Annotated in this window: 17 protein-coding genes; 10 read left to right on the top strand and 7 right to left on the bottom strand. The window is 46.2% G+C overall.

Translation table 11 applies throughout. The features are described 5' to 3' along the window. Window positions 1-65: 65 nt before the first annotated feature. From J7623_RS21305 to J7623_RS21295, 3 genes are all read right to left on the bottom strand, one after another. Window positions 66-3,449, bottom strand: a complete 3,384-nt coding sequence (locus J7623_RS21305; protein ID WP_291924180.1) for a TonB-dependent receptor — start codon at window positions 3,447-3,449, stop codon at window positions 66-68. Window positions 3,450-3,470: 21 nt separating this feature from the next. Then, complete coding sequence (locus J7623_RS21300) at window positions 3,471-4,460, bottom strand: FecR domain-containing protein (protein ID WP_291924178.1); 990 nt, start codon at window positions 4,458-4,460, stop codon at window positions 3,471-3,473. A gap of 70 nt (window positions 4,461-4,530) precedes the next feature. Beyond that, window positions 4,531-5,073, bottom strand: a complete 543-nt coding sequence (locus tag J7623_RS21295; protein ID WP_291924176.1) for an RNA polymerase sigma-70 factor — start codon at window positions 5,071-5,073, stop codon at window positions 4,531-4,533. Window positions 5,074-5,328: 255 nt separating this feature from the next. Here J7623_RS21295 and J7623_RS21290 point away from each other — a divergent pair, with 255 nt between their 5' ends. The 9 genes from J7623_RS21290 to J7623_RS21250 all read left to right on the top strand — a co-directional run bounded on the left by J7623_RS21290 (window position 5,329) and on the right by J7623_RS21250 (window position 17,881). Beyond that, window positions 5,329-5,937: a hypothetical protein gene (locus tag J7623_RS21290; RefSeq protein WP_291924174.1), complete on the top strand. Its 609-nt coding sequence runs from the start codon at window positions 5,329-5,331 to the stop codon at window positions 5,935-5,937. A gap of 185 nt (window positions 5,938-6,122) precedes the next feature. Continuing rightward, window positions 6,123-6,452, top strand: a complete 330-nt coding sequence (locus J7623_RS21285) for a DMT family protein (protein ID WP_291924172.1) — start codon at window positions 6,123-6,125, stop codon at window positions 6,450-6,452. A 123-nt stretch (window positions 6,453-6,575) separates the two neighbouring features. Next, complete coding sequence (locus J7623_RS21280) at window positions 6,576-7,142, top strand: RNA polymerase sigma-70 factor (protein WP_291924171.1); 567 nt, start codon at window positions 6,576-6,578, stop codon at window positions 7,140-7,142. A 106-nt stretch (window positions 7,143-7,248) separates the two neighbouring features. Further along, on the top strand, window positions 7,249-8,277 hold the full coding sequence (locus tag J7623_RS21275; protein ID WP_291924168.1) for a FecR family protein: 1,029 nt from the start codon (window positions 7,249-7,251) through the stop codon (window positions 8,275-8,277). A 183-nt stretch (window positions 8,278-8,460) separates the two neighbouring features. Next, entirely contained in the window at window positions 8,461-11,739 is a 3,279-nt protein-coding gene (locus J7623_RS21270; protein WP_291924166.1) for a SusC/RagA family TonB-linked outer membrane protein, read from the top strand. Between the two features lie 7 nt (window positions 11,740-11,746). Next, complete coding sequence (locus J7623_RS21265; protein ID WP_291924164.1) at window positions 11,747-13,192, top strand: RagB/SusD family nutrient uptake outer membrane protein; 1,446 nt, start codon at window positions 11,747-11,749, stop codon at window positions 13,190-13,192. A gap of 185 nt (window positions 13,193-13,377) precedes the next feature. Continuing rightward, window positions 13,378-15,858, top strand: coding sequence for a PIG-L family deacetylase (locus J7623_RS21260; protein WP_291924162.1), 2,481 nt, complete (start codon window positions 13,378-13,380; stop codon window positions 15,856-15,858). Window positions 15,859-15,871: 13 nt separating this feature from the next. After that, window positions 15,872-16,042 (top strand): hypothetical protein, encoded by a 171-nt coding sequence (locus tag J7623_RS21255; protein ID WP_291924161.1) that lies wholly within the window; start codon window positions 15,872-15,874, stop codon window positions 16,040-16,042. Between the two features lie 132 nt (window positions 16,043-16,174). Continuing rightward, window positions 16,175-17,881 (top strand): sodium:solute symporter, encoded by a 1,707-nt coding sequence (locus J7623_RS21250; RefSeq protein WP_291924160.1) that lies wholly within the window; start codon window positions 16,175-16,177, stop codon window positions 17,879-17,881. A 78-nt stretch (window positions 17,882-17,959) separates the two neighbouring features. On the opposite strand, the gene J7623_RS21245 is transcribed toward J7623_RS21250, so the two are convergent. Genes J7623_RS21245 through J7623_RS21230 form a run of 4 tightly spaced genes read right to left on the bottom strand, consistent with a single transcriptional unit; the run spans window position 17,960 to window position 21,522 of the window. Next, window positions 17,960-18,547: an HAD-IB family hydrolase gene (locus tag J7623_RS21245; RefSeq protein WP_291924159.1), complete on the bottom strand. Its 588-nt coding sequence runs from the start codon at window positions 18,545-18,547 to the stop codon at window positions 17,960-17,962. Continuing rightward, window positions 18,544-19,275, bottom strand: coding sequence for an SDR family oxidoreductase (locus J7623_RS21240; RefSeq protein ID WP_291924157.1), 732 nt, complete (start codon window positions 19,273-19,275; stop codon window positions 18,544-18,546). The genes J7623_RS21245 and J7623_RS21240 overlap by 4 nt, the downstream gene beginning before the upstream one ends. A 28-nt stretch (window positions 19,276-19,303) precedes the next feature. After that, window positions 19,304-20,635, bottom strand: coding sequence for an FAD-binding oxidoreductase (locus J7623_RS21235; protein ID WP_291924156.1), 1,332 nt, complete (start codon window positions 20,633-20,635; stop codon window positions 19,304-19,306). After that, on the bottom strand, window positions 20,635-21,522 hold the full coding sequence (locus J7623_RS21230) for a decaprenyl-phosphate phosphoribosyltransferase (protein WP_291924154.1): 888 nt from the start codon (window positions 21,520-21,522) through the stop codon (window positions 20,635-20,637). The genes J7623_RS21235 and J7623_RS21230 overlap by 1 nt, the downstream gene beginning before the upstream one ends. A gap of 108 nt (window positions 21,523-21,630) precedes the next feature. Here J7623_RS21230 and J7623_RS21225 point away from each other — a divergent pair, with 108 nt between their 5' ends. Beyond that, a complete protein-coding gene (locus J7623_RS21225; protein WP_291924152.1) occupies window positions 21,631-23,268 on the top strand; it encodes a hypothetical protein in 1,638 nt (545 codons plus the stop codon). The last annotated feature ends 200 nt before the right edge of the window (window positions 23,269-23,468 follow it).

Raw genomic sequence — 23,468 nt, 5'->3', positions numbered from 1 at the left:
GCCACATCTGGCAGCTATCTTCCCTTATCTTTTTATCTTCTTTATCAAATAATAAAAAACAAAAACTAAAAGCTCACTCCTAAGCCCAGGGTATAAGAACGGAAAAACGGATATACGTTCCCGTTATATCCATCAGCCTGTTCAGGGTCATAGTATCTTATTTTCATCTTCGTATTTTCCCATAAATCCTGCCCTGAAAAGTAAACACGCAAACTGGTAATCTTCACTTTTTGTAGCCAGTGACGGGGAATGGTATACCCCAGCTGCAGATTTTTAAGGCGGATATAAGCGCCGTTCATTACCCAGTGTGAAGAGGGCACCGTGTTCTGCTGGTCGTTCATATACAAACGAGGAAACAACGCATCGAGATGTGTGGGCGTCCAGTAATCCTGGTTGATGTCCCATGGCTGCTGCCAGGTGCCTGTAAATGGCACATTATAACGGGGATCCGGCATTACCTTGCGTTGTGCTACGCCCTGGAAGAAAACAGAGAAATCAAATCCTTTCCAGGCGAAGCCTGCGTCTATACCATAGGAGAATTGCGGATCGGTGCTGCCCAGGTATACCAGGTCGGCATTATCAATTTTATGATCGCCATTGACGTCTTTATACCGAAGGTCACCGGGGCCTGTTTGCGGATGTTGAAAGGCATGCTGGCTTACTTCAGCCGCAGTTTGGAAATAACCTTCCGCCTGGTAGCCAAATAAAGAAGAGTAAGGATACCCCGCAATACCCTGGTTCCAGCCGGCCTGCGGTACTACATTGTCGTTGCGCAACACTTTATTCTGGCTATTAAACAGGTTAGCGTTGATATACCAGGTAAAAGGACCCCGGTCGTCCCGCCAGCCGGCATTGATTTCCCAGCCCCAGGTTTTCATTTCTCCACGGTGAAAATCGATGGGCCATGCGCCCGTAGTGGATGCCGTTAATACAGGGATTTGCATGTCCCGGTTTCGCTTCACAAAATAATCTGCAGCAATGGTCAACCTTCCGCGGAAAAGTGTGGCATCCCACCCATAGTTGTAGGTAGAAATGTTTTCCCATCCTTGTGCCTGTATCACCGGGTTCTTATAAACAAAGGGCAGGAAGGGCCTGTTGTAATTAAAAGTAAAAATCCGGAGCCGCTCATCATTCGGGATGCTGTTCCAGCTGTTTACATTACCCAGCCGGCCCCAGGACCAGCGTAGTTTAAAGTCGTTGAAAAACGGCAGGGCATTGTTAAACCACGTTTCATTATTCAGGCGCCATCCGGCAGAGAAAGAGGGAAACGCCTGCCACTGTGTACCGCCGGGAAAGGAGGTACTGTACTGCGTTAGCCGGGCACCAATCAGGTTGGCTTCCAGCAGGTAGCGGTTATCGTAGTTATAATTTAATTTGCCAAAGAAAGATTGTATAGACCCCGAGGCGGCCAGCAACTGCGTATATTCGGGAACGTTAGAGAACCTATCCTGCTGAATCGCTGTTGTTGGAACATTATAGGCTGCCGCTGTATTTTGCGTGGTGTTATAGGTTTCCTGTGTATAGCCACCAAGCAGGTGAATATTGTGTTTTTCCTTTTTCAGATCATAGTCCGCCAATAATTGCAGGTTGCCGCCTTTAGCTATCAGCTTACTTTGCTGCAGGAAATTATCCGGTTGTACCAGCGCAGCTGTGTCCACACGATTCCATAGGGCAATGGTATTTCTTCCCAGGTTATCCTGCAGGGTATGCTGCTGCGGACTATACACCAGTCGCAGTGTAAGCCCCTTCACGATGCTGTCGATGCGTAAGGTGAATACTGCATCCACATAGTTATTTTTCTCATCGCGTTCGCCGCCATTCTCCAATATCGCATAGGTTGGTGCACCGCCGTAAGCATAGTGATTCGTATTAGGCACATATACTGGTACATTTCCCGGGCCCCTGTAAAGGCCTGCCAGCAACCCGTTAGGGCCTTCTACCGTTTGCGAAGGGGAGAAGGTGTTGGTTTGTGCATAGGATAAGCGGGTTTCCAGGCTCACATGTTTGCTGAACCGGTTGTTCATATTTGCCCGGGCATTCACCCGATGTGTTTTATCAGGGCCTATGGCAAAAAGTCCCTGTCGCCCGAAATATCCTAAAGACACAGAGAACTGGTTGCTACTATCGCCACCTTTAACGGATATATTGTAGTTCTGGACGCCGGTTTTACTTTTGGTCAGCACGGAGATCGGATCAAAATTATAGTAGTATTTATAGTAGTCCGGGCGTTGATAATCGATGGCGTAATGGTTGCCGGACTTCATCAGGGCTATTTCTGCGGGATCCCAGGGCGCAAATTCACCGGCATTGGTGGCCGCTTCGTTCTCCATAGTGGCTGCTTTCCAGGAAGGTACCCGGTTCGGCAGGCGGATAGGTGTTTCGAAGCCGGCGAGGGTATTGAAGTCTACTCTCAGCTTACCGGGTTTGCCGGTACGCGTGGTGACCAGCACCACGCCACCCGCGCCACGGGCGCCATAAATAGACGCAGCGGATGCATCTTTGAGAATAGACACGGATTCTATATCGTCCGGGTTGAGTACGGCCAGGGAGCCAGGTACACCATCTACAATAATAGGGGTATTACCGGATGCTGAGCTGGCGCCTCTTACCTGGATATTAAAGCCTTCGCGGCCGGGTTGTCCGTTGCTGCGGGTTACTACCAGGCCGGTGGCGGTACCTTGTAAGGCTGCCATCACATTAGCTACGGGTCTACTTCTCAGCCGCACGCCATCTACCTGGGCGATGGCGCCGGTAATGTTGGCGCGTTTCTGCAGGCCGTATCCCAGTACCACCAGCTCATTAAGCTTACGCAGATCTGGCTCCAGCACCACGGTAATGTTTCTGCGTTCCCGCACATATACCTCTTTGGTTTCGTAACCAATCAGCGACACCTGCAAGGTAGCCTGTGCATTGGCCAGGTCCAGCTTAAATGTCCCGTTTTCCGCCGTGGCTGTGCCATTGGTGCTGCCTTTTTCGCGGATAGACACCCCGCTGAGTGGCTGCGTACCGTCGGTGACCATGCCGGTGATACTCCATTTGTTATTGTCTGTATTGTTGTTGGGAACAGGCGTTACTTCCGGTGTAACGGCATTGAGCGGGATGACGATAATCTGTCCGTCTTTTATTTCTACTTTATACTTAGATGAAGGAAAAATGCTGGGAAGTACTTCCGTAAGCCTGGCATTATGTACATGTAAACTTACCCCATGGCGGCTTTCCAGCTCTTCAGATGAAATCGCGAAAGTATATTTTGTTTGCTTTTCTATTTCCCGGATTACCGTTTTCAGGCTCGCATTGCTGACTTGTAGTGTAATTCGTTTCGGAGGGGCAATAGGGTTTTGGGCCATAGCAACAGCATTGGCCAATACCAGGATAACAATAAAAATAAAATCAGGCACGCACCCAAACCTGGTATTGGAGTAACGCGCCTGTAGCAATGATTGCTGCATAAGCAAAGAGTCAGGCGCGTATTAGTAGATGTCTACCAGGTCGTTTTTATGCGTGATATTAATTTGAAGGGTCTTTCTCATAATGTCCAGCACCTCATCCAATGACATATTGGGGAAGGTAGCCAGCAGTTTTTTATCAGCCAGTTGCTGATTGCTGATCTTGATCTGAACATGATAGAAATCTTCCAATGATTCCGCTACTTCATTCAGCGGCGTGTCATCAAAAGTAAGGGTCCGGGTTTTCCACGCCAGGATATTATTATTCTTTTTGTGTATGCGGGTGTCAATTTCGCGGCCATTATGCTTCAGAGAAGCTTCTTCACCAGGAGTGAGGATTACTTTTTTCTCTGTGCCTTTATAGGCGGCACTTACTTTACCGGATTGCACAAATACTTTTACTGCGCTGTTAGCTGCTTTCACGTTGAAGGCGGTACCCAGTACCTGTACTTCCACTTCGGGCGCGTTCACGATGAAGGGGAGGGCATCATTTTTTGTGACATCAAAAAAAGCTTCTCCCTTATCTATTTTTACTAAGCGGTTAGCTTTACCAAATCCGCGGGCATAACGTACCTGTGTATGTGCATTCAGGTACATCATAGAACCGTCCGGCAGTTTCAGGCTATCCTGTTGCTGTGCGGTGGCGTAAGTCTGGTAGCCACCAGGCCCCAGCCAGGTCCAGGTACCGGCAATAGCCAGCACGGCTGCCGCTGCCCACCAGTAGCGGCGTTTCATTTTAATAACGCGGCCACCATTATTATTAGTAGCAGGGGCTGTTGTAGTAGTAACAGGCACTTCGTCCAGCATGGTATTCAGTTCCTGCCATTTTCCGTTGGTGTCGAAAGCAGAAGGAGCGGGGAGAGGATCTCCATGCCACATGGCTTTCATATCCAGGAAAATATCCAGGTTGCCAGCATCCTGTTGTATCCAGTCATTGAGCTGTTGCTTGAACTGCTCGTTTTCCGGATCCTCCAGGTAACGGACTACTATATCTATGTCTGTTTGATTATTCATGGCTACTTATTAGTAATACAACCAGTGTATGTGATACCACTAAGCGATCTGAAAAAAAATTTCAAAACGATCAGGATTTATTAATCAGGTCTACGCGCAAACGTTTCAATGCGGTAGTTAAATGTGCATATACGGTATTAATAGAGATGTTGAGTTGTGCAGCGATTTCGGCGGGTGATAAGCCTTTGAGGCGACTCATTTCAAAGACACGGCGACATTGATCTGGTAATTTTTCGAGTGCACTATGATATTGTGCTTCCAATTCTTTATGTTCCAGCAGTTGATGATTATTTTCTGCGGGGTCGCTACGCAGCATTTGTTCTTTAGTATATACTTCCTGGCGTTGATCTTTTTTCAGGCGGTTTAAACAGGTGTTGACGGTTGCTCTCGCCAGGTAATGATTAATAGGGGCTCTTTCATCCACATTTTCCGCACCTTTCCACAAGTTGAGGAATACATCCTGTACCATATCATTCGCGTCATCTTCATTCTTTACATACCTTACTGCTATATTATACATAGAAGGGGCGAACTGTTTAAAAACAGCTTCAAATACATCTTTATTTCTGCTCCGGATGCCTTTTACTATTTCGTCATTACTCAATTGCAACATGCTTTTGATCTTTTGTATTTGTTTCCGTGGTGCGAAGATAATTTTTAAAATTACTAATTACGAACGCTTACCTGTAGATGGCTCCCATTTCTTTTTTTCACTTTAACATTTCTTTGACTAATGGTAAGTGAATGTCTGGATGTATTGTTATTATACGGCAGCCAACGATGAGGGCATATATCAAAAACCATGCACTTCTGTTAAGGCCGGAAAAGAGTCATCATTAAATTTTAACCATACAAAAAATTGAATGCCATGAAAAAATCAATTGTAGGAATGCTCGCATTAGCAACAATGGTCGTAGGAATGTCCGCCTTTAAAAGTGCTGACGTAGTTGCAGTAAAGTCTGTTGACAGCACCGCCGCAATGGTGGATTCAGTAGCAGGTGTAGATTCTCTGGTTCGCCTGGATTCTATGAAAATGTACGGATTGGATTCTTTGCAAAGCATCGACTCCCTGCAAAGTCTCGATTCTTTAAAGGGTACCGACTCCTTAATGAGATTTGATTCCCTGATGAGATTTGATTCTCTGCAACGTGTAGACTCCTTACAGGGCACTGATTCCCTGCAGCGTGTAGATTCTTTACAGGGTACTGATTCCCTGAAAAGAGTAGCTGTGGAAGCTGGTTCTATCAGTGGTAAAATTACACCCGCTGATGGTGCTGCAGAAGTAGAAGCAGATAACGGTACCGATAAATTAAAAGGTGCGGTATCTCAGGGTGCATTTACCATCCCTGCTGCAAAAGCCGGTACTTACACCGTTACAATTCTTGGTAAAAGCCCTTATAAAAATGCCATCATTAAAGAAGTGAAGGTAGAAGACGGTAAAGCAACCGATCTGGGCGAAATCAAACTTGAGCAATAGTCTGAATTAAAATGAAATAGCAACCAACAACACAACATCAATCAATATGGAAACCCCATTTTGCTTGATCCAGGGGGACCTACTACGGTCCCTCTTTTTTTGCCTGAAAAACATATGCTGTTTTATTTATATGGATAAATAACGCAGATAACTGTAAATTGGCGGCATAAACTTTACATATATTCATGCGTACCATCATTTTGCTTACCGTTTCCAACACTTTTATGACTTTCGCCTGGTATGGGCACCTGAAACACCAGGATGTAGCGCTCTGGAAGGTGATCCTCATTAGTTGGGGCATTGCCTTTTTTGAATATTGCTTCATGGTACCAGCCAACCGCTACGGTATGCAGGATGGCTTCAACGGGTTTCAGTTAAAAACGATCCAGGAAGTAGTTACCCTCACTGTTTTTAGCATTTTTGCAGTCACCTTCCTGAAAGAACCCCTGCGCTGGAATTACCTCGTGTCGTTTTTCTTCCTCATCGGCGCCGTGTATTTTATGTTCAAAAAATAGGGGAACATCAATACTGTTATATTAGGGATAAACATATTATATAAAAAAAGATCTAAAACAATATTAATTTAATATGAATCCGTATTATCTTTAGGGATCAACTTTCAACCAAAAAAGAAATCATTGAGGGAAGAAGCTAATATACAGCTACTGGTGGAGCGGGTGGCCTCTTTAGGCGATGAGCAGGCTTACAAAGCATTGTTCAGATTATTTTACAAGCCATTGAGTCAGTTTGCCTATTCTATCATTAAATCCTGGGAGTCGGCAGAAGAAATTGCGTCAGACGTATTTATGAACGTCTGGAACCACCGGGAGCGCTTGCTCCAGGTGGAAAATCTCCGGGTTTACCTCTATGTATCTACGAAAAATATTGCACTCAACTACCTCAATAAAGCTGCCCGAACTCAACATTTCAGTTTAGATGAGCTGGCAGTGGACTTTAGCGTCAGCTATGCCACACCGGAACAAATCTTCATTTCCGGCGAAATGGTGAAACGGATTGAGGCCGCCGTCAACGCCCTCCCGCCAAAAAGAAAAATGATTTTCAAACTGATCCGTGAAGATGGCCTTAAATACAAAGAAGTAGCCCAGATCCTCGATATCTCCGTGAATACCATTGATGTACATATGGCCCAGGCCCTCAAAAAAATCAGCGAGGTAATCAACCTCTCCTTCGTCAAAACAAAATAATTTAAATTTTTTTTTAGCCGGAGTAGTAGATTTTCAAAATCTGCTTGTCCTTCTATATAATCATGCTTTTGTATCGCACATGGAACAGGAAAGAATATGGCTTTTGATGGGAAGAAAGGTATCGGGCGAAGCCACGATGGGGGAACTGCGTGAGCTCGAAGAGCTGCTGCAGAAGGATCCTGATCTGAGATACAAACTTTCCGTTTTAAGCAACTGGCCACTGCCAGCACATAGCGAAGAATGGAATCAGAAAACAGACGCCGCGTTGGAAAGACATCTGCAGAAAATGGTAGTGACACTGCCCTCCGCAGAACTTCCGGTAAAAACAACCGGCCGTAATATCCGTAAAATAGTAGCCGCACTTAGCGTACTGGTATTATTACTGGGCAGCTATTGTGTGTACCTGCTTGCCAATAAATCGCCGCTGAAGCACAACGAAAAGGCAATGGCGGCCATTTTTACCCGCGATGGGGTTCGCTCTAAAGCACAATTACCCGATGGTACCGAAGTATGGCTCAATGGAGGCAGCCGTTTAACCTATAATCCTGACATGAACAACCTGGACAACCGGGAAGTTACACTGGAAGGAGAAGCTTTCTTTGATGTGGCAAAAAACGCCACAAAGCCATTTTATATCCGCACCGCCAAAATGGGTATTAAAGTATTAGGTACTTCATTTAACGTGAAAGCCTATACGGAGGATCAGACTTCAGAAGCGACCCTGATTACCGGCGCCGTGGAAGTAACCCTGAACGATGGACTGGAACGTAATGTGAAACTGTTGCCCAATCAGAAAATTGTGTTACAGCATGCAAATGGTACCCAATTAACCCAACCCAACCTGGTAGCGGGTTATAGGGTAGAAACGCTCCATAACAACCAGGCAGACAACCTGGTGGCGGAAACTGCCTGGAGAGATAATTACCTGGTATTTGATAATGATAAATTCGAAGATATTGCCCTTAAAATGGAACGCTGGTATGGGATTCAGATACATCTCAGCGACAAGCTGAAAAGCTTCCACTTTACCGGCACATTTAAAGACGAATCGTTTCCGGAAGTACTGGAGGCGCTGAAGGTTACAACATCATTCCATTGCCGGATAGCAGGTAATGAAGTATTTATTACCCAATAGACGGTTGGAAAAAAACAAAAATTGATACCGCTCATATAAAAAAAGGGCAAATGCTGCAAACATTTACCCCTTTTGTTGAGATCAAACGGCAGTTAGCTTCACTTGGCAATGTAGTCCTGTCGTAGTTTTATGACCTTTTACAACCTAAATGTATGGAAAAAATTCATACATTAAGCAATCCTTTTGCGTCTGAAAACATTGGGAAAAGTTGTACTGATAATGAAACTGGTGTCCTTTATTATTCTTATTACCTGTTTGCAAATAACAGGAGATGTCTTCGGTCAAACGGATCGTCGCATCTCCCTCAAAGCAGATTCATTGCCATTGACCAAGCTGCTAAAGCTGATCGAAAAGAAAAGCGGTTGTCGTTTTGTATACCGCAACGATCTGCTCCCAGCCAACAGCAGAGTGTCAATTGATGTGAATAATGTTTTGACAGAAGATATTTTGAAGAAAGTATTGAAGAATACCGGTCTCACTTTCAGGCAACTGTCTGCTAACCTGGTGGCCATTACACCAGAAGAAAAAGTGATGACAGGTATTCGTATATCCGGAACCGTAACAGATGTTTTCGGACATCCATTACCGGGTGTGAGTTTGCGTATTGCAGGCCTGAATAAAGGTACTACCACAGATGAAACAGGTTCGTTTCATCTGGAAGCACCCGCTACAGCGACATTGATTTGTTCTTTTATTGGTTATGAAGAACAGAAAGTGCCGGTAAATAACAATACCCACTTTAACATCACGCTGAAAGATGATGCGAAAGGATTGAATGAAGTGGTGGTAGTGGCCTACGGCGTGCAAACAAGAAGTTCTTTGACAGGATCAGCTACTATGGTAAATGCTTCATTGTATGATAAAGCACCCCGTAGCAGCTTCCAGGAAAGCTTACAAGGCAATGTAACAGGATTACAATCTACCAACGGCTCCGGTCAGCCCGGCTCCGTACCGAGTATTCATATTCGTGGTATAGGGTCTATTACTGCTGGTAGCTCACCTCTCTACGTAGTAGACGGTGTGCCCGTAGTAACAGACAATCTCACCGACTATAATGTAAATTCCCTGGCAGGAATCAATAGTGCCGATATCGCCTCCATTTCTATTTTGAAGGATGCCGCTTCTGCTTCGATCTATGGCTCCCGCGCAGCCAATGGGGTAATATTAATTACCACCAAAACCGGCAGCTCCGGCAAAACAAAGATCAGCGCCTCCATACAAAGGGGCAGCAATCAGCTCACCATTCCCCGTGCTAACTACCCGCTCAATACCAAAGAGATGTTAGAACTGCTGCGGGAAGGTTGGGCCAACAAAGCAGATGGCTCCGGAGAAGCAGGCTTCCAGCGGGAAATCAAAGCCCGTGGAGTAGATACCACCGTAAATACGGATTGGATAAAGGAACTCACCCGCCATGGAAGCTACACACAGGCAAATCTATCTGCCGCAGGCGGTAGCAATAAAACTAAATTTTATGTCTCCGGGGGATACTACGATTCCAAATCAGCCCTCAGAGGAGTGGACTATAAACGTATGACCGGCAAGCTAAACCTGAGCAATCAGGCTACGAACCGTTTATCGTTTGATGTGAACCTGTCCCTGTCGTACCAGCGCGCCAACGCGGTGGCAGATGTGGGACTCATGGGAAACCCCGTACGTTCACTGGTCCGGATTCAGCCCTGGCTGAAGGTTTACAACAAAGACGGCAACTACGATTTCAGTTATAACAATACCTTTAACCCGGTAGCGATATTGAATGGAAACTCCCGGACAGGCAGCACATACGGCCTGCTGGGAGGAGCCGCTGCCAAATACACATTTACCGATTTCCTGTCTTTCGAAACGAAGATCAGCCTCGACCTCAACTATGCCCGCAGCAATCTCTTTTTTGCGCCGGGCTTTGCTGATGGACGAAATACCAACGGCTGGGTATCAGTCAATAATACGCTGTGGAACAACTGGGTATCTACCAATATCGTGCGGTTCAACAGGCGCTGGGGCAACCACGGTATCAACACTTTCATTGGTTACGAAGCACAGAAAACTACCAACAACGGCAACGCGTCAGAAGCATCTAACCTGCTCCCCGGACTCGAAGCCCTGGCGGATGCTTCCAAACCGGAGAGTATAACTTCCGTGTCTAACGCCAATTCATTGACCGGCGTGTTTTTGAATAACAGCTACGACTACCGGCAAAAATATTATCTCACAGCCTCCATCAGGAGAGATGCTTCTTCCAGATTCGGCAGCGAACGGAGAAGCGCTACCTTCTGGTCGCTGGGAGCCGCCTGGAATATTTACAGGGAATCATTCCTGCAACCAATCACCGGCATCAACGAATTAAAGATAAGAGCGAGCTACGGCAGCAACGGAAACCAGGCTATTGCCAACTATGCAGCTTTATCACTGTATAGCCCGGGAAATGACTACGATGGGAAACCGGGGTACGTGCTAACGCAATACCCCAATTCCTTTCTGACCTGGGAACAAAACAGGCCATTCAATATAGGACTCGATTTCGCGGTATTGAAAAATCGCCTGTCAGGTACTATTGAATATTATAACAGAACCACTTCCAGGTTACTGTTGAATGTGCCGGTATCTTCTTCAAATGGTATTACCACCGTTTTTAGAAATAACGGAGAGATGAAAAACAGCGGCATAGAAATAAGCCTTTCTTCCCGCAATATCATCGCGAAAAAAGAATATGATTTCTCATGGCGTACAGATGTAAATTTCTCAACGCTGAAAAATATTATCACCAGGCTGGATAACCAGATCACTGACCTCAATTTCAGAAGAGAAGTAGGCAGGGACTTTTACCAGTTCTACACCGTGGGCTTCGCAGGCGCTGACCCACAAACCGGGGAAGCACTTTGGTATAAGGATGCTTCTAAATCCACTACCACCAAATCGTACGGCGAAGCACAACGCTTTTTCCAGGGAAGCGCCCTGCCGAAATTTTATGGTGGCGTTACCAACTACTTCAGCTACAGGCGCTTTGAACTGAGCTTCCAGTTCTTCTACAACTGGGGCAACAAAGTATACGATAACTGGGGACCATTTACGGAATCAGATGGCAGCGGCGGATTTGGTGGCGGCGCTAAAATGTCGCGCCTTACTTACGAAAACCGCTGGCAGCATCCGGGAGACATCACCACCGTTCCTAAAGTAGTGTTTGGTGGCACCCAATCGGGATTAAGTAACCAGGTGTCCTCCCGCTTTCTTTATGACGACAGCTTCATCCGGCTGAGAGATATTATGTTGTCCTACAGCCTTTCACCGGCCTGGTTAAACAAGGCCAACATCAATGAAGTGAAAGTATACCTGCGGGGCAATAACTTATGGACCTACATAAAAGATGAACGCCTGACCATGGACCCGGAAGTGCCTGTAACAGGAGACTACGACCAACGGCCACCGGTATTCAAAACATTTTTGGTAGGACTGGATGTAAATTTTTAAAGTATTCATGCGGAAGACGTACACATATGGTATCATAATATGGCTGGCAGGCTTGTTGACCTCCTGCAGCAAGGACTTTCTGGATTTAAAACCGGATCAGTCTGCAGAAACAGGTAAAGCGATCAGGGATTTACCCGGATTAAGGTCGGCAACAAACGGCATGTATTCATTAATGCAAAGCCCTAACTATTACGGCCGTACGGTGCCATTATTACCAGACCTGCGATCCGATAATAGTTTTATCAGCGTGATCAACACCAATCGTTATCGTAACCAGGACCAGTACATCGTTACCGCCAATGATGTGTATACTACCGATTCATGGAACATATTATACAGTGTAGTAGCCAATGCCAATATGGTGATTGCAAGAGGACCGCAGGTAACGCTGCTGCCTTCTTCTACAGATAGCGTGGAAGCAAAACAACTGGTGGCAGAGGCATACGCCGTCCGGGGACTGGCATTTTTTGATTTGTCACGGATGTATGCACAACCTTACAATTTTACATCGAACGCTTCCCATATGGGAGTACCTATTGTAACGATAACCAATGTGGATTCAGTGCAATCGCCCTCCCGCAGTACGATGAAAGATACTTATACGCAGATAATCAGCGACCTGAGAACGGCTATTCACAAATTTGAAGAAAGCGGCTCCACCGCTTTTTCATCCGGCAGGATCAATGTGTATTCCGCGAAAGCGCTGTTATCAAGAGTATTGCTGTATAAAGAAGATTGGGCTGGTGCAGCCGCTTTAGCCAACGACGTCATCAACAGCGGGAAGTATTCACTGCTGGAGAGAGATAAACTGGTGAGCAGTTTTAAAATGACTGGTAACGGCGAAACGATTTTTGAAATTATTAATACGCCGGTAGATAATGCCGGTACCGATGGACTGGGATATCTATTCAACCAGGACGGCTACGGCGATGTGCTGGCGACGAACAACGTATATAATATTTACGCAGCAGGTGATGTACGGCGGAACTTTTTGAAGAAGAGTAAAAGGGCAGGGAATGGAGGAGAGAATCCGGCAAACGTGATCACCAAATATAGTGATGTAGCGGCCTTCTCCGAAGGCATTAAAGTAATACGACTGGCAGAATTGTACCTGATCCGTGCGGAAGCACAGGCACACCTTGGAAAAGCTCCGGAAGCGCAGGCTGATCTGAATGTTGTGGCACAACGTGCCGATCACGATGCCTTACCGGTAACCGTTACCGGGCAGGAACTCCTGGATGCTGTGCAGTTGGAAAGGCGCAAGGAACTTGCCTTTGAAGGACATCGTTTATTTGATTTAATACGAACAAAACAATCATTCGTCAAATACCTGGCGAGCAATAAAATTATACCCGTGGCATGGCCCAGTACCAAAGTAATACTGCCCATTCCTCAAAGAGAACTGGATGCTAACCCCAATATTCGCAACCAGCAGAACGAAGGATACAAATAAATCTAAACCGCCTTTGTTAATAATTGGTTTTTGCTTTAAAGCTGGTTGGTTTTTTGCTTATGAAGAAATAAAGTCCTGGTTGGTCCAACCGGGACTTTTATTTTTTACACCACTCAACCAATTTCTGCTTTCCTGCCACCAATTAATTACTACTTTTGGCAATCCGTAAATTCACGCATCATCAAATGATTATAAGACGTTACACCGCCCTGATTATCATTTTATTATCAGCATGGGGTTTTCCTGCCATGGCGCAACCATCGCCGGTATGGAATGCTGCTGATATTAAACTGCAACTGAAAAAACTGGATACGCTTGGAAGCGTATTGTATATTGCCGCCCATCCCGACGACGAAAATACCCGCCTGTTGGGCTACCTGGCCAAAGAGAAATTATACCGCACCGGATACCTTTCTTTAACCCGTGGGGACGGCGGACAAAACCTGATCGGCAATGAACAGGCCGAGTTACTGGGATTAATCCGCACCCAGGAGTTACTGGCGGCCCGCCGCATTGATGGCGCAGAGCAGTTCTTTACACATGCACAGGATTTTGGGTTCTCTAAAAATCCACAGGAAACATTTACCATCTGGGATAAAGAAAAGATTTTGGCAGATGTGGTATACATGATCCGCAAATTTCAACCGGACGTGATCATCTGTCGTTTTCCCGCGGATAGTCGCGCAGGGCACGGACATCACACTGCTTCTGCAATGCTGGCCGAAGAGGCCTACACTGCAGCCGCAGATCCCAACCGCTTTCCGGAGCAGTTGTCGCTCGTGAAACCCTGGCAAGCCAAACGCATTCTCTGGAATACCTTCAATTTTGGCAGCATCAATACCACCTCCGACGACCAGTTTAAGATGGACGTGGGCAGCTTTAATCCCCTGTTAGGGAAGGGCTTCGGTGAAATAGCCGCTGAAAGCCGCTCTCAGCATAAAAGCCAGGGCTTTGGTGTACCAGCCTCCCGTGGTAGCGTGGCCGAATATTTTCTCACGATAAAAGGGAATACCCCTAAGCACAGCTTATTAGATGACGTAAACACCAGTTGGTCGAGGATTCCAGGCGGTAATAAAGTAGGAGCGCTTGTAGATGCGGCTCTCGCGGCTTACAACATGGAAGACCCTTCGGCTTCCGTTCCTGCGTTGCTGGAAATACGCCGTGCCATACAAGCCTTGCCCGATGGTTACTGGCGTAATCTCAAACTGAAAGAAACCGAGCAGTTGATCTATGCCTGCGCAGGTATCTGGGCAGAAGCATATAGCGCTACTCCTACGGTGGTACCTGGCTATAATATGGAGGCTACTGTGCAACTGATCAACCGGGGAAATGTAAAAGTAACCCTTGAGCAGGTAGACCTGCCTGGTAAGCCAAATATAGCAGGCAAGCAGGAACTGGCCTACAATAAATTTACCAGCATCTCCCAAAGCCTGGCCATACCCGCTGGCACCCCGGAATCACAGCCTTACTGGTTGGCCGCCGCGCACCCGGTAGGCATGTATGTATTCAGCGATCCGTTGCTGGTAGGCAACCCTGAAAATGTGCCGGCGCTGCAGGCTACCATACGCCTGCGTATTGGCGACCAGGATTTCACCATCAGCCGTCCCCTGCAATACAAATACACAGACCCGGTAAAAGGAGAGATCTACCAGCCGCTGGTGATAGCACCGCCGGTAGTAGCAGACCTCAGCAACCAGGTATACATCTTCACAGATACCAAATCACAGGCTGTTCCCGTGAAAATAAAAGCGATGGCAGATAACGTGAAAGGTACCGTACATCTGCGGTTGCCCACCGGGTTCACCTCCGCCAACAACAACGCTACCTATGCGCTGGCACAAAAAGGCGACGAGGTAGAATTACGTTTTAATATCAACCCTGTAAAAGGAATTACTGATAATCACGTAGATACGTTCACGGTAGTGATGGAGAATAACGGGAAGGAATATACGCAAAGTATGCAGCAGATCCGTTATGATCATATCCCGCTGATTACCCTATTCCCTGCGGCCCAGGCCAGGCTGGTATCGGTAAACCTGAAGCATAATGGTAACCGCCTGGGCTATATCCCCGGCGCGGGCGACATGGTTGCTGCTTCTCTGCGCCAGGTAGGATATGATGTGACTGAGCTCAGTGAAAAAGATATCATGAACGGTAACCTGCAACAGTACGATGCCATCATCTCCGGGGTACGCGCCTATAACGTGAATGCACGTATGAAATACTGGCAGCCTAAACTGATGGAATACGTGAAGAACGGTGGCAAGCTGGTAATTCAGTACAATGTAAACGATCCCCTCGTTATCAACGACCTGGGACCTTATCCCTTTGGGCTTTCCCGCAACAGGGTAACCGACGAAAATGCCCCGGTGAATTTCATTAACCCGAAGAACCCGGTATTTCATTATCCCAATGAAATTACCGATACTGACTTCAACGGCTGGGTACAGGAAAGAGGATTGTATTACACTGTCAACGCCGACAAAGCATACGATAAACTCTTTACGATGAACGACAAAGGAGAATCACCACTGGATGGTTCCACACTGTTGGCGCATTATGGCAAAGGATGTTATGTATACACCGGGATATCATTTTTCAGGCAATTGCCCGCTGGTGTGCCTGGTGCATACCGGTTATTTGTAAACCTGATTTCTGTTAAATAGACGAGGAACGAACATGAGTAAGAAACACGAACAACACCGGCCCAAATTAAGAATTGCGGCTATATTCTGTATCATCCTGGGCTTGCTGTTGGGCTTTACCATTAAACGGGTACAGGTGGGATTGGTGATAGGCATTGCACTGGGCCTTTTAACGGGAAGCATGTGGAGTAAATCAAGCGATTAATACCATGGCATCGGATAATTTACACGAAGAGAAGCCTCCATTATTTCCAACGTGGAGGTACTGGTATGTATTGGTAATAGCGTGGCTGCTATTGCTGATCATATTGTTCTACCTATTCACCAAAACGTTTTCATGAGTCCTTTAGACTGGATGGTGCTGGTTAGCACACTCACAATAATCATTCTATATGGTGTCTGGAAAAGCCGTGGCCAGCGAAACATGGACAGCTATTTCCTGGATAACCAGTCTATGCCCTGGTATATAGTACTGTTGTCTATCATTGGTACACAGGCCAGTGCCATTACTTTTGTATCGGCACCAGGACAGGCTTACACCGATGGGATGCGTTTTGTGCAATATTACTTTGGCCTGCCCTTAGCCATGGTAGTGCTTTGTATCACCTTTGTACCCATCTTTCACCGGTTAAAAGTATACACTGCTTACGAGTACTTGGAGCAGCGGTTTGACCTGAAAACACGTACCCTCGCGTCTTCACTCTTCCTGATACAACGGGGGTTGTCTACCGGCATCAGTATTTGCGCGCCTTCTATTATCTTATCGTCGCTCCTGGGCTGGAATCTTTACTGGACCAATATGATCATGGGCGGATTGCTGATTATCTACACAGTAGCGGGAGGCACCCGCGCGGTAGCCTATACACAAACATTTCAGCTGGTGATCATTTTCGGGGGCATGTTCCTGGCTGGTTGGATGGTTGTGCATTTGCTGCCTGAAGAGATTGGGTTTAAAGAAGCGTTACAGGTATCCGGTAAAATGGACAAGCTGAATGTGATTGTCACCAAATTTGATTGGAAAGATAAATACAACATATGGAGCGGCGTTATCGGTGGGTTCTTCCTGGCCTTGTCTTACTTCGGTACAGACCAGTCGCAGGTAGGGCGTTATCTCACTGCCAGGTCAGTGAAAGAAAGCCGCCTGGGCCTGTTGATGAATGGACTGGTGAAGGTGCCCATGCAATTCCTGATACTCCTGATTGGGGCATTGGTGTTCGTATTTTACTTGTATTTCAAAGCGCCTATCTTCTTTAATGAAGCACAACTGGCGAGGGTACACAAAACAGAACAAGGTCCGGCGCTGAAGAAGCTGGAAGATAAATACAGTGAGCTCGGGCAACTGAAGCAACAGCAGGTAAAGCAGCTGGCGGCCGCCCTGGAAACAGATAACAGTAACCAGATTGCTATCGCCAAAAAGGCGTTACAGCAAACAGATGATAAATCGCAGGAGGTAAGAACAGCGGCATTGACGCTCATTAAGTCGGCCGACCCTGCAGCAGATACCAACGACACCAATTATATCTTCCTGCATTTTGTGGTGAATAGTTTACCTAAGGGCCTGGTGGGCTTGCTCATTGCCATTATTTTCCTGGCGGCCTGGGGAAGTATTGCAGCGGCATTGAATTCACTGGCATCTACTACAGTAGTAGATGTATACAAACGAATGTATAATGAACACGCCAAAGAAGATCATTACTTTAAAATGTCTAAACTGTGGACATTGATATGGGGAGTGTTTTGCATTGTAGTGGCGCAGTTTGCCGGTAGCCTGGGTAGCCTGATTGAGGTAGTGAATGTGTTGGGATCCTGGTTCTATGGCGTCATCCTGGGCATTTTTATGGTGGCTTTCTACCTGAAAAAAGTAGGAGGTACGGCTACTTTTTGGGCGGCTATTATCTCCGAAATAGTGGTGTTGGTTATTTACTGGACGGGTACTGTATCATTTCTGTGGCTGAATGCCATTGGTTGTGTGCTGGTACTTTTGCTGGCCCTGATTTTCCAGTATACTATTCCGTCTTCGGCGAAACAGGAAGTAGGTCGTTGACACAGTTGCATTAATCATATAAGAAGGCCTTGAAGTAACGGTTACTTCAAGGCCTTTTAACAATGATCAAAACAGCTGTTACCGGAACGGTTTAAAATGCGCATGCTTCGCTAGTGCCAGCATGGGTCTGTCGCCCTCACTGTCGCCGTAAGCATATATCTCTGAGAAGTTCTCGAGGCGATAAGCCTGACGGATGCGGCGTACCTTTTCTTCTCCGTTACAATTGATATCCTGTATTTTACCTGTCATCAGTTTATCTTTCACTTCGAGACGGGTGCCTAAACATACAATGTTTTCTTTCCTGCACCATGGCGCTACCCAATCTTGAGCGGAGGCAGTTACCACTACCACATGATGTCCCTGTTGCTGGTGTTTTCGTATAGCCGCCAACGCGAGCGGGCGGATCAGCAAAGGTAGACGCTCCCGGCAAAATTTGTCGCAGCCGGAGGTAAATTCGGAGGCAGGCATCTCCCTGAAAAAATATCCCAACACCTCTTCTTTCATGGCCTGTGCCGGAATCATCTTTAATTTAAACTGTAATAAAGCGGGTAACAACTGCACGATGCCGGCATACATGGCGGCCCGGCCCCTATGGAAACGGATGATTTCCCAGAGCGTATCCCGGTTGGTAATAGTGCCATCAAAGTCGAAAAAGGCAATTGTCACAATGAAAGTTTTTTGAAAATACCTTCTGGTATTAATTTGATAATGAGCATAATATATTTCCAATGCCACTTTACATACAGCACATTTTTTTTCTTCTTCATAGCTTTAAAGATAGCCTCAGCAACAGCTTCCGGTTGTGCAGTGAGCAGGGGAGGAAGTGTTAAATGTTGCGTCATACGCGTATCCACAAAGCCTGGTTGTACACTCATCACGTGTACGCCACTACGAAAAAGGCGGTTTCTCAATCCGCTCAGGTAGGCAGTAAAACCCGCTTTGGCGCTGCCATATATATAATTGCTTTGCCGTCCTCTTTCTCCGGCTACAGAACTGATACCTATAATGGTACCTTCTTGCTTTGCCGCATAACTGTTAGCCACTACATTTAATATAGATACCGCGCCGGTATAATTGGTATTGATAATGGCGGCAGCTTCCGGCCAGTTATCCTGGGCTTTTGTTTGCTCACCCAGGTAGCCGAATATACAAATAGTGATATCCGGTTGCGCTGGCAAGCCGGCGAAGAACCCGGGATGAGAATTAAAATCGGTGGCGTCAAATGCATGAACACTTGCCGTAACGCCGTAACGTACCTGCAGGTCTTGTTGCTGCGCCTGTAACGCAGCGGTGTGACGACCCGCTAATTGAATATGATATTGTTGGGCAGCAAATTTCCTGGCAATGGCTACGGCCATGTCCGAACCTGCGCCCAGTAATAAAACTATCGGCATGAGAGGTGTTTGGTTAATCAGGGGAAAACTATTTTATTAAAGATAATCTTTCAGACTGCATGGATTCAAACCGGCCATCCGGATTATACTGCTTTACAATGTCTGCAAACCGTGCCGCATTAGCATAGCTGTTGCGGAATATCCCGGGCTTCATACGGGCATCTTTTGACAGGTACAGGCGGCCACCATATTGCAGCACAATTTCATCCAGCTCATCCAGGAATTCGAATAATCCTTTACGGATAGGGAAGTCCAGCGCCAGCGTATAACCTTCCATCGGGAAAGAGATCAGGCTATCCTGTTTACCAAAAACTTTCAGCACCGCCAGGAAAGAACCCCAGCCTTTGTCGCTTATTCTTTTAAGAATAGCAATCAATCCATCCTTCTGCTCCAACGATACCACAAACTGATATTGCACAAACCCCGCTTTGCCATATCCCCGGTTCCAGTGAAGAATAGCATCCAATGGATAAAAGAAAGGTTCATAAGGAATTACCTTATGCATTACCTTCCTGTAATTCTTGTTATAATATAACCAGTTGAATGCTTTTACGGTGAAAGTATTCAGCACAAAAGAAGGCAGATTAAAGGGAATCGTCAGTTTTCGTTTAGCCGGGAGAGTAAGTGGCGCTTTTCGTTGGTGCTCACTTAGTTCTTCAGGGGTAGCATGTTCCCCTACAATGAGGATACTGCGACCGAAAGAATCGCCTTTCTGCAGGCAGTCGATCCACGCCATCGAGTAAGTGTAATGCTTATACTCGTCGAACAGGCGGATCACCTCCTCCAGGTTACCCGCTTTCAGTTGTGTTTGTTTGATATAGGCGGTGGAGATTTTCTTTAAGTCGAACTTCACCCGGGTAATCACCCCGGTTAAACCCATGCCGCCACAGGTAGCCCAGAACAGGTCACTGTGGTTATTGGCAGAGCAGCAAATAGTTTCGCCGGAAGCGGTTAATACATCCATATCAATGACGTGGCCGGAGATCGCTCCATCTACGTGGTGATTTTTTCCATGTACATCTGAAGCTACTGCACCACCCACGGTAATATATTTAGTACCCGGGGTTACCGGTAAAAACCATCCTTTGGGAACAATGATATCCAGGATCTGGTCGAGCGTTACGCCAGCTTGTACATCTATAATGCCATTTGTCGTATCCAGGGATAACATTTTATCATACTTCAGCATGGAAATGCTGTGCTTGCCCAGTGAGGCATCGCCATAACAACGACCATTGCCCCTGGCAATCATTTGGGAATGCCCTGCTATATATTCGCGGAGCTGATCCTCCTGGGTGAATGCGATTTCATCACTGACCACGGCGGGGTAATTTCCCCAATTGGATAACCGTTTTTGCATTATTCAAAAAAAGTTTTATCTGTCGGTAAATAAATTAATACATAAAAACTAAGTACCCACAGGATGATGGTCAATTGAATAAAACGGTCTTTATATAGGATTTTGGTGGGAGAACCTGTATTGTTCTCCACGTAGGTTATTTGCAAATATCGTAATAATCCGCCAATTACAAACAGCGTGGTATAATACAGGCGATAAGTCTTGAACCTGGCCTCTGTTTCCGGAGAAATAGTATACATTAAATAACATACAATCATCACCGCAGATACCAGGGCGAGCATCACATTCAGGAAATCCATGTTGTAACCGCTGGCGGCTTTCCGCATTTCCTTTCCCAGTTCCTGTTTGATCAGGATGTCATCCCGGCGTTTGGCAATGGCCATAAAAAGGGCCAGGAGGAAGATCATGATCATAAGCCATTCAGATATGGCCACATCAGCGGCAATGCCGCCTGACTTCACCCGAAGCACAAATCCGATCGACAGGATCAGGATGTCCAGTATAGAAATATGCTTTAAGCCAAAGCAATAAAGGAGGTTTAATACGAAGTAAATGCCTAGTACAAACATAAATTTCACGCTCATAAACCAGGCAATGGCGCCGCCGGCCACCACACATACAACAAAAAGTAACAGCGCACTGGTTTTGGAAATTGCTCCTGAAGCCAGCGGGCGCTTGCACTTCACGGGGTGTTGCCTGTCGGCCTCAATATCCTGGTAGTCATTGAGAATGTAAATGCTACTGGCGATCAAACAGAAAGCAGCAAAAGCAATTAACAGGTGCAATATTTTACCGGCATTGAATATTTCTCCGGCAAAGAAAAGAGGAATAAACAGAAATGCATTTTTTACCCAATGTTTTGGTCTAAGTAATTTGATGTATTTCATGGGGAACTAAAAAGTTGATTCTTGACGGGCCAAGATACAATTTATTCAATTACTTTTGCCCCGTTCCCGTCACCGGAACATTACTCTTATAGCAAATCCCAAATGTCTATGCCAGGTATTTCCCTACAAGGTCGGAAGTGGACCATTACCGAAAGTTTGATCATTATTGTGTTGGCACTGGTGCCTTTGTTCGTAACATTTCCTTACCGGGTGAATATCTTCCTCTCCTGGGAAGGAGCCTATCGCATCTCCTCCGGCCAGATTCCATTTAAGGATTTCGGCTCGCCGCTGGGATATGGATTCTGGATGATCCCCGCTTTATTCTTCAAGATCTTTGGTCCTGAAATGATTTCCCTGGTAAAAGCACAGGTCCTGGTGAATATCATGGCGGGCTTCGCTTTCCGGTCTATTCTGAAAAGCCTGGATGTTCGCCCGGGTATCAGGTTGTTATCCGTACTGGTGTTCGTACTGTCTTATTCCTTCTTTAATTTCTGGCCCTGGTATAATCATACGGTGATTGTGTTTGAATTGGTAGGACTTAGTTTCCTTTTTAAGTCCTTCTTTTCAGATAGCCGTGTACGTAGTTATATATGGATGGCCGCCGCGGCCTTATTTATCTTCCTGTCTCTTTTCACCAAGCAGGACGGCGGGGGCATGGCTTTTATGCTAAGCCTGCTTTTCCTGGCCTATAACAGTTTTCAGACCCGTCGCTGGATCGACCTGCCTGTCTTTGTAGCGATGTATGCATTCATCGCGGTTATCTTCATTGCCCCCCTGATGCCGGGCTTTGGCTACTGGTTCAATCATGGTCAGGCGCCGCACAGCTCCCGCCTGGCTTTTAACGACTTTACAGATGAAATCCTGGGTAACTCCAACTGGATCAAGTTCTGGGTGGTGTTAGTGATCTTCTGCCTGGTGGCAGGGGTGAAACAATGGAGCACCTGGTTACAGCAACGGAAAGACGTGTTATTCTTTTTACTGACCCTGGGTATCCTTGGAGAGGCTGCCATTTTCCAGGTAACCAGTTATACGCCACCGGATAATAATATCTTCTTCCATAGTTTCGCATTTGCATTTGTGGCCACGTATCTCTGCCGCCTGTTACAGGTCAACCTTGACCACATAAAGCCGCTGCTGGCTGCCACCGTGCTGGTGCTGTTCTGGTGGTCCGGTACCTGGTGGAAATATGTAGGCCGTTTTACTGATCGGCTTTTTCCTGTTCCGGAGATGGCAGATGCCCGTCATCCTGATCCTAATCATGAGAACGTGGTGAATCGTCGCAACTTTATGCTCAATGATGATAGTACAGACGTACCTGTTTCTACCTGGGTTTTCTCTGACCTGAAGCCATTCCGTAAAATATATATGCCGGAATCGACGGTGAAGGGAATGGACCGGCTCATGAACCTGCCGGTGGTGAAGGACCATAAAGAAGAGTTGAAGGTGCTGAATATGACGGAGCTGACGCCGTTGGCTGTGGTTATTCCTTACAAACCGGAAACGGGACCAGATTGTCCGCTATGGTATCACCTCGGAGTAGGGATGTTCAACAAGCAGTTGGCCATTTACAAACAGAAGGTACAGGATCATTATTATGACCTGGTTATCTATGAATATGCACCGGGCTTAAATAACTTTTTCCCGTTTGCATTGAGAGATGAATTGAAAACACACTATCACCAGGTAGACAGCTTTCTGGCACCCAGAAGACCGACAAATGCAATTATTGAAGTATATGTAAAATAATTTATGTATCTTTCAGCATGATTTCCTGGAATCAGCAACATGACGGCGTTGACGCAAATTAAAATACTATCAGTAATCAATAAAAAACAGCTCCTGGAGGGGCTGTTTTCGTTTTTATAACTTGTTGATTTATATATTATTATATCTGTATTGTTTAAGCGTCATTTTAGGTAGATAAATAACTGGTTTTTGACCACTTT

Source organism: Chitinophaga sp. (genome assembly GCF_017745275.1).
Lineage (GTDB): Bacteria > Bacteroidota > Bacteroidia > Chitinophagales > Chitinophagaceae > Chitinophaga.
Note: the sequence above shows the minus strand (reverse complement) of the source record. Positions and strands in the feature narration are given on the sequence as shown.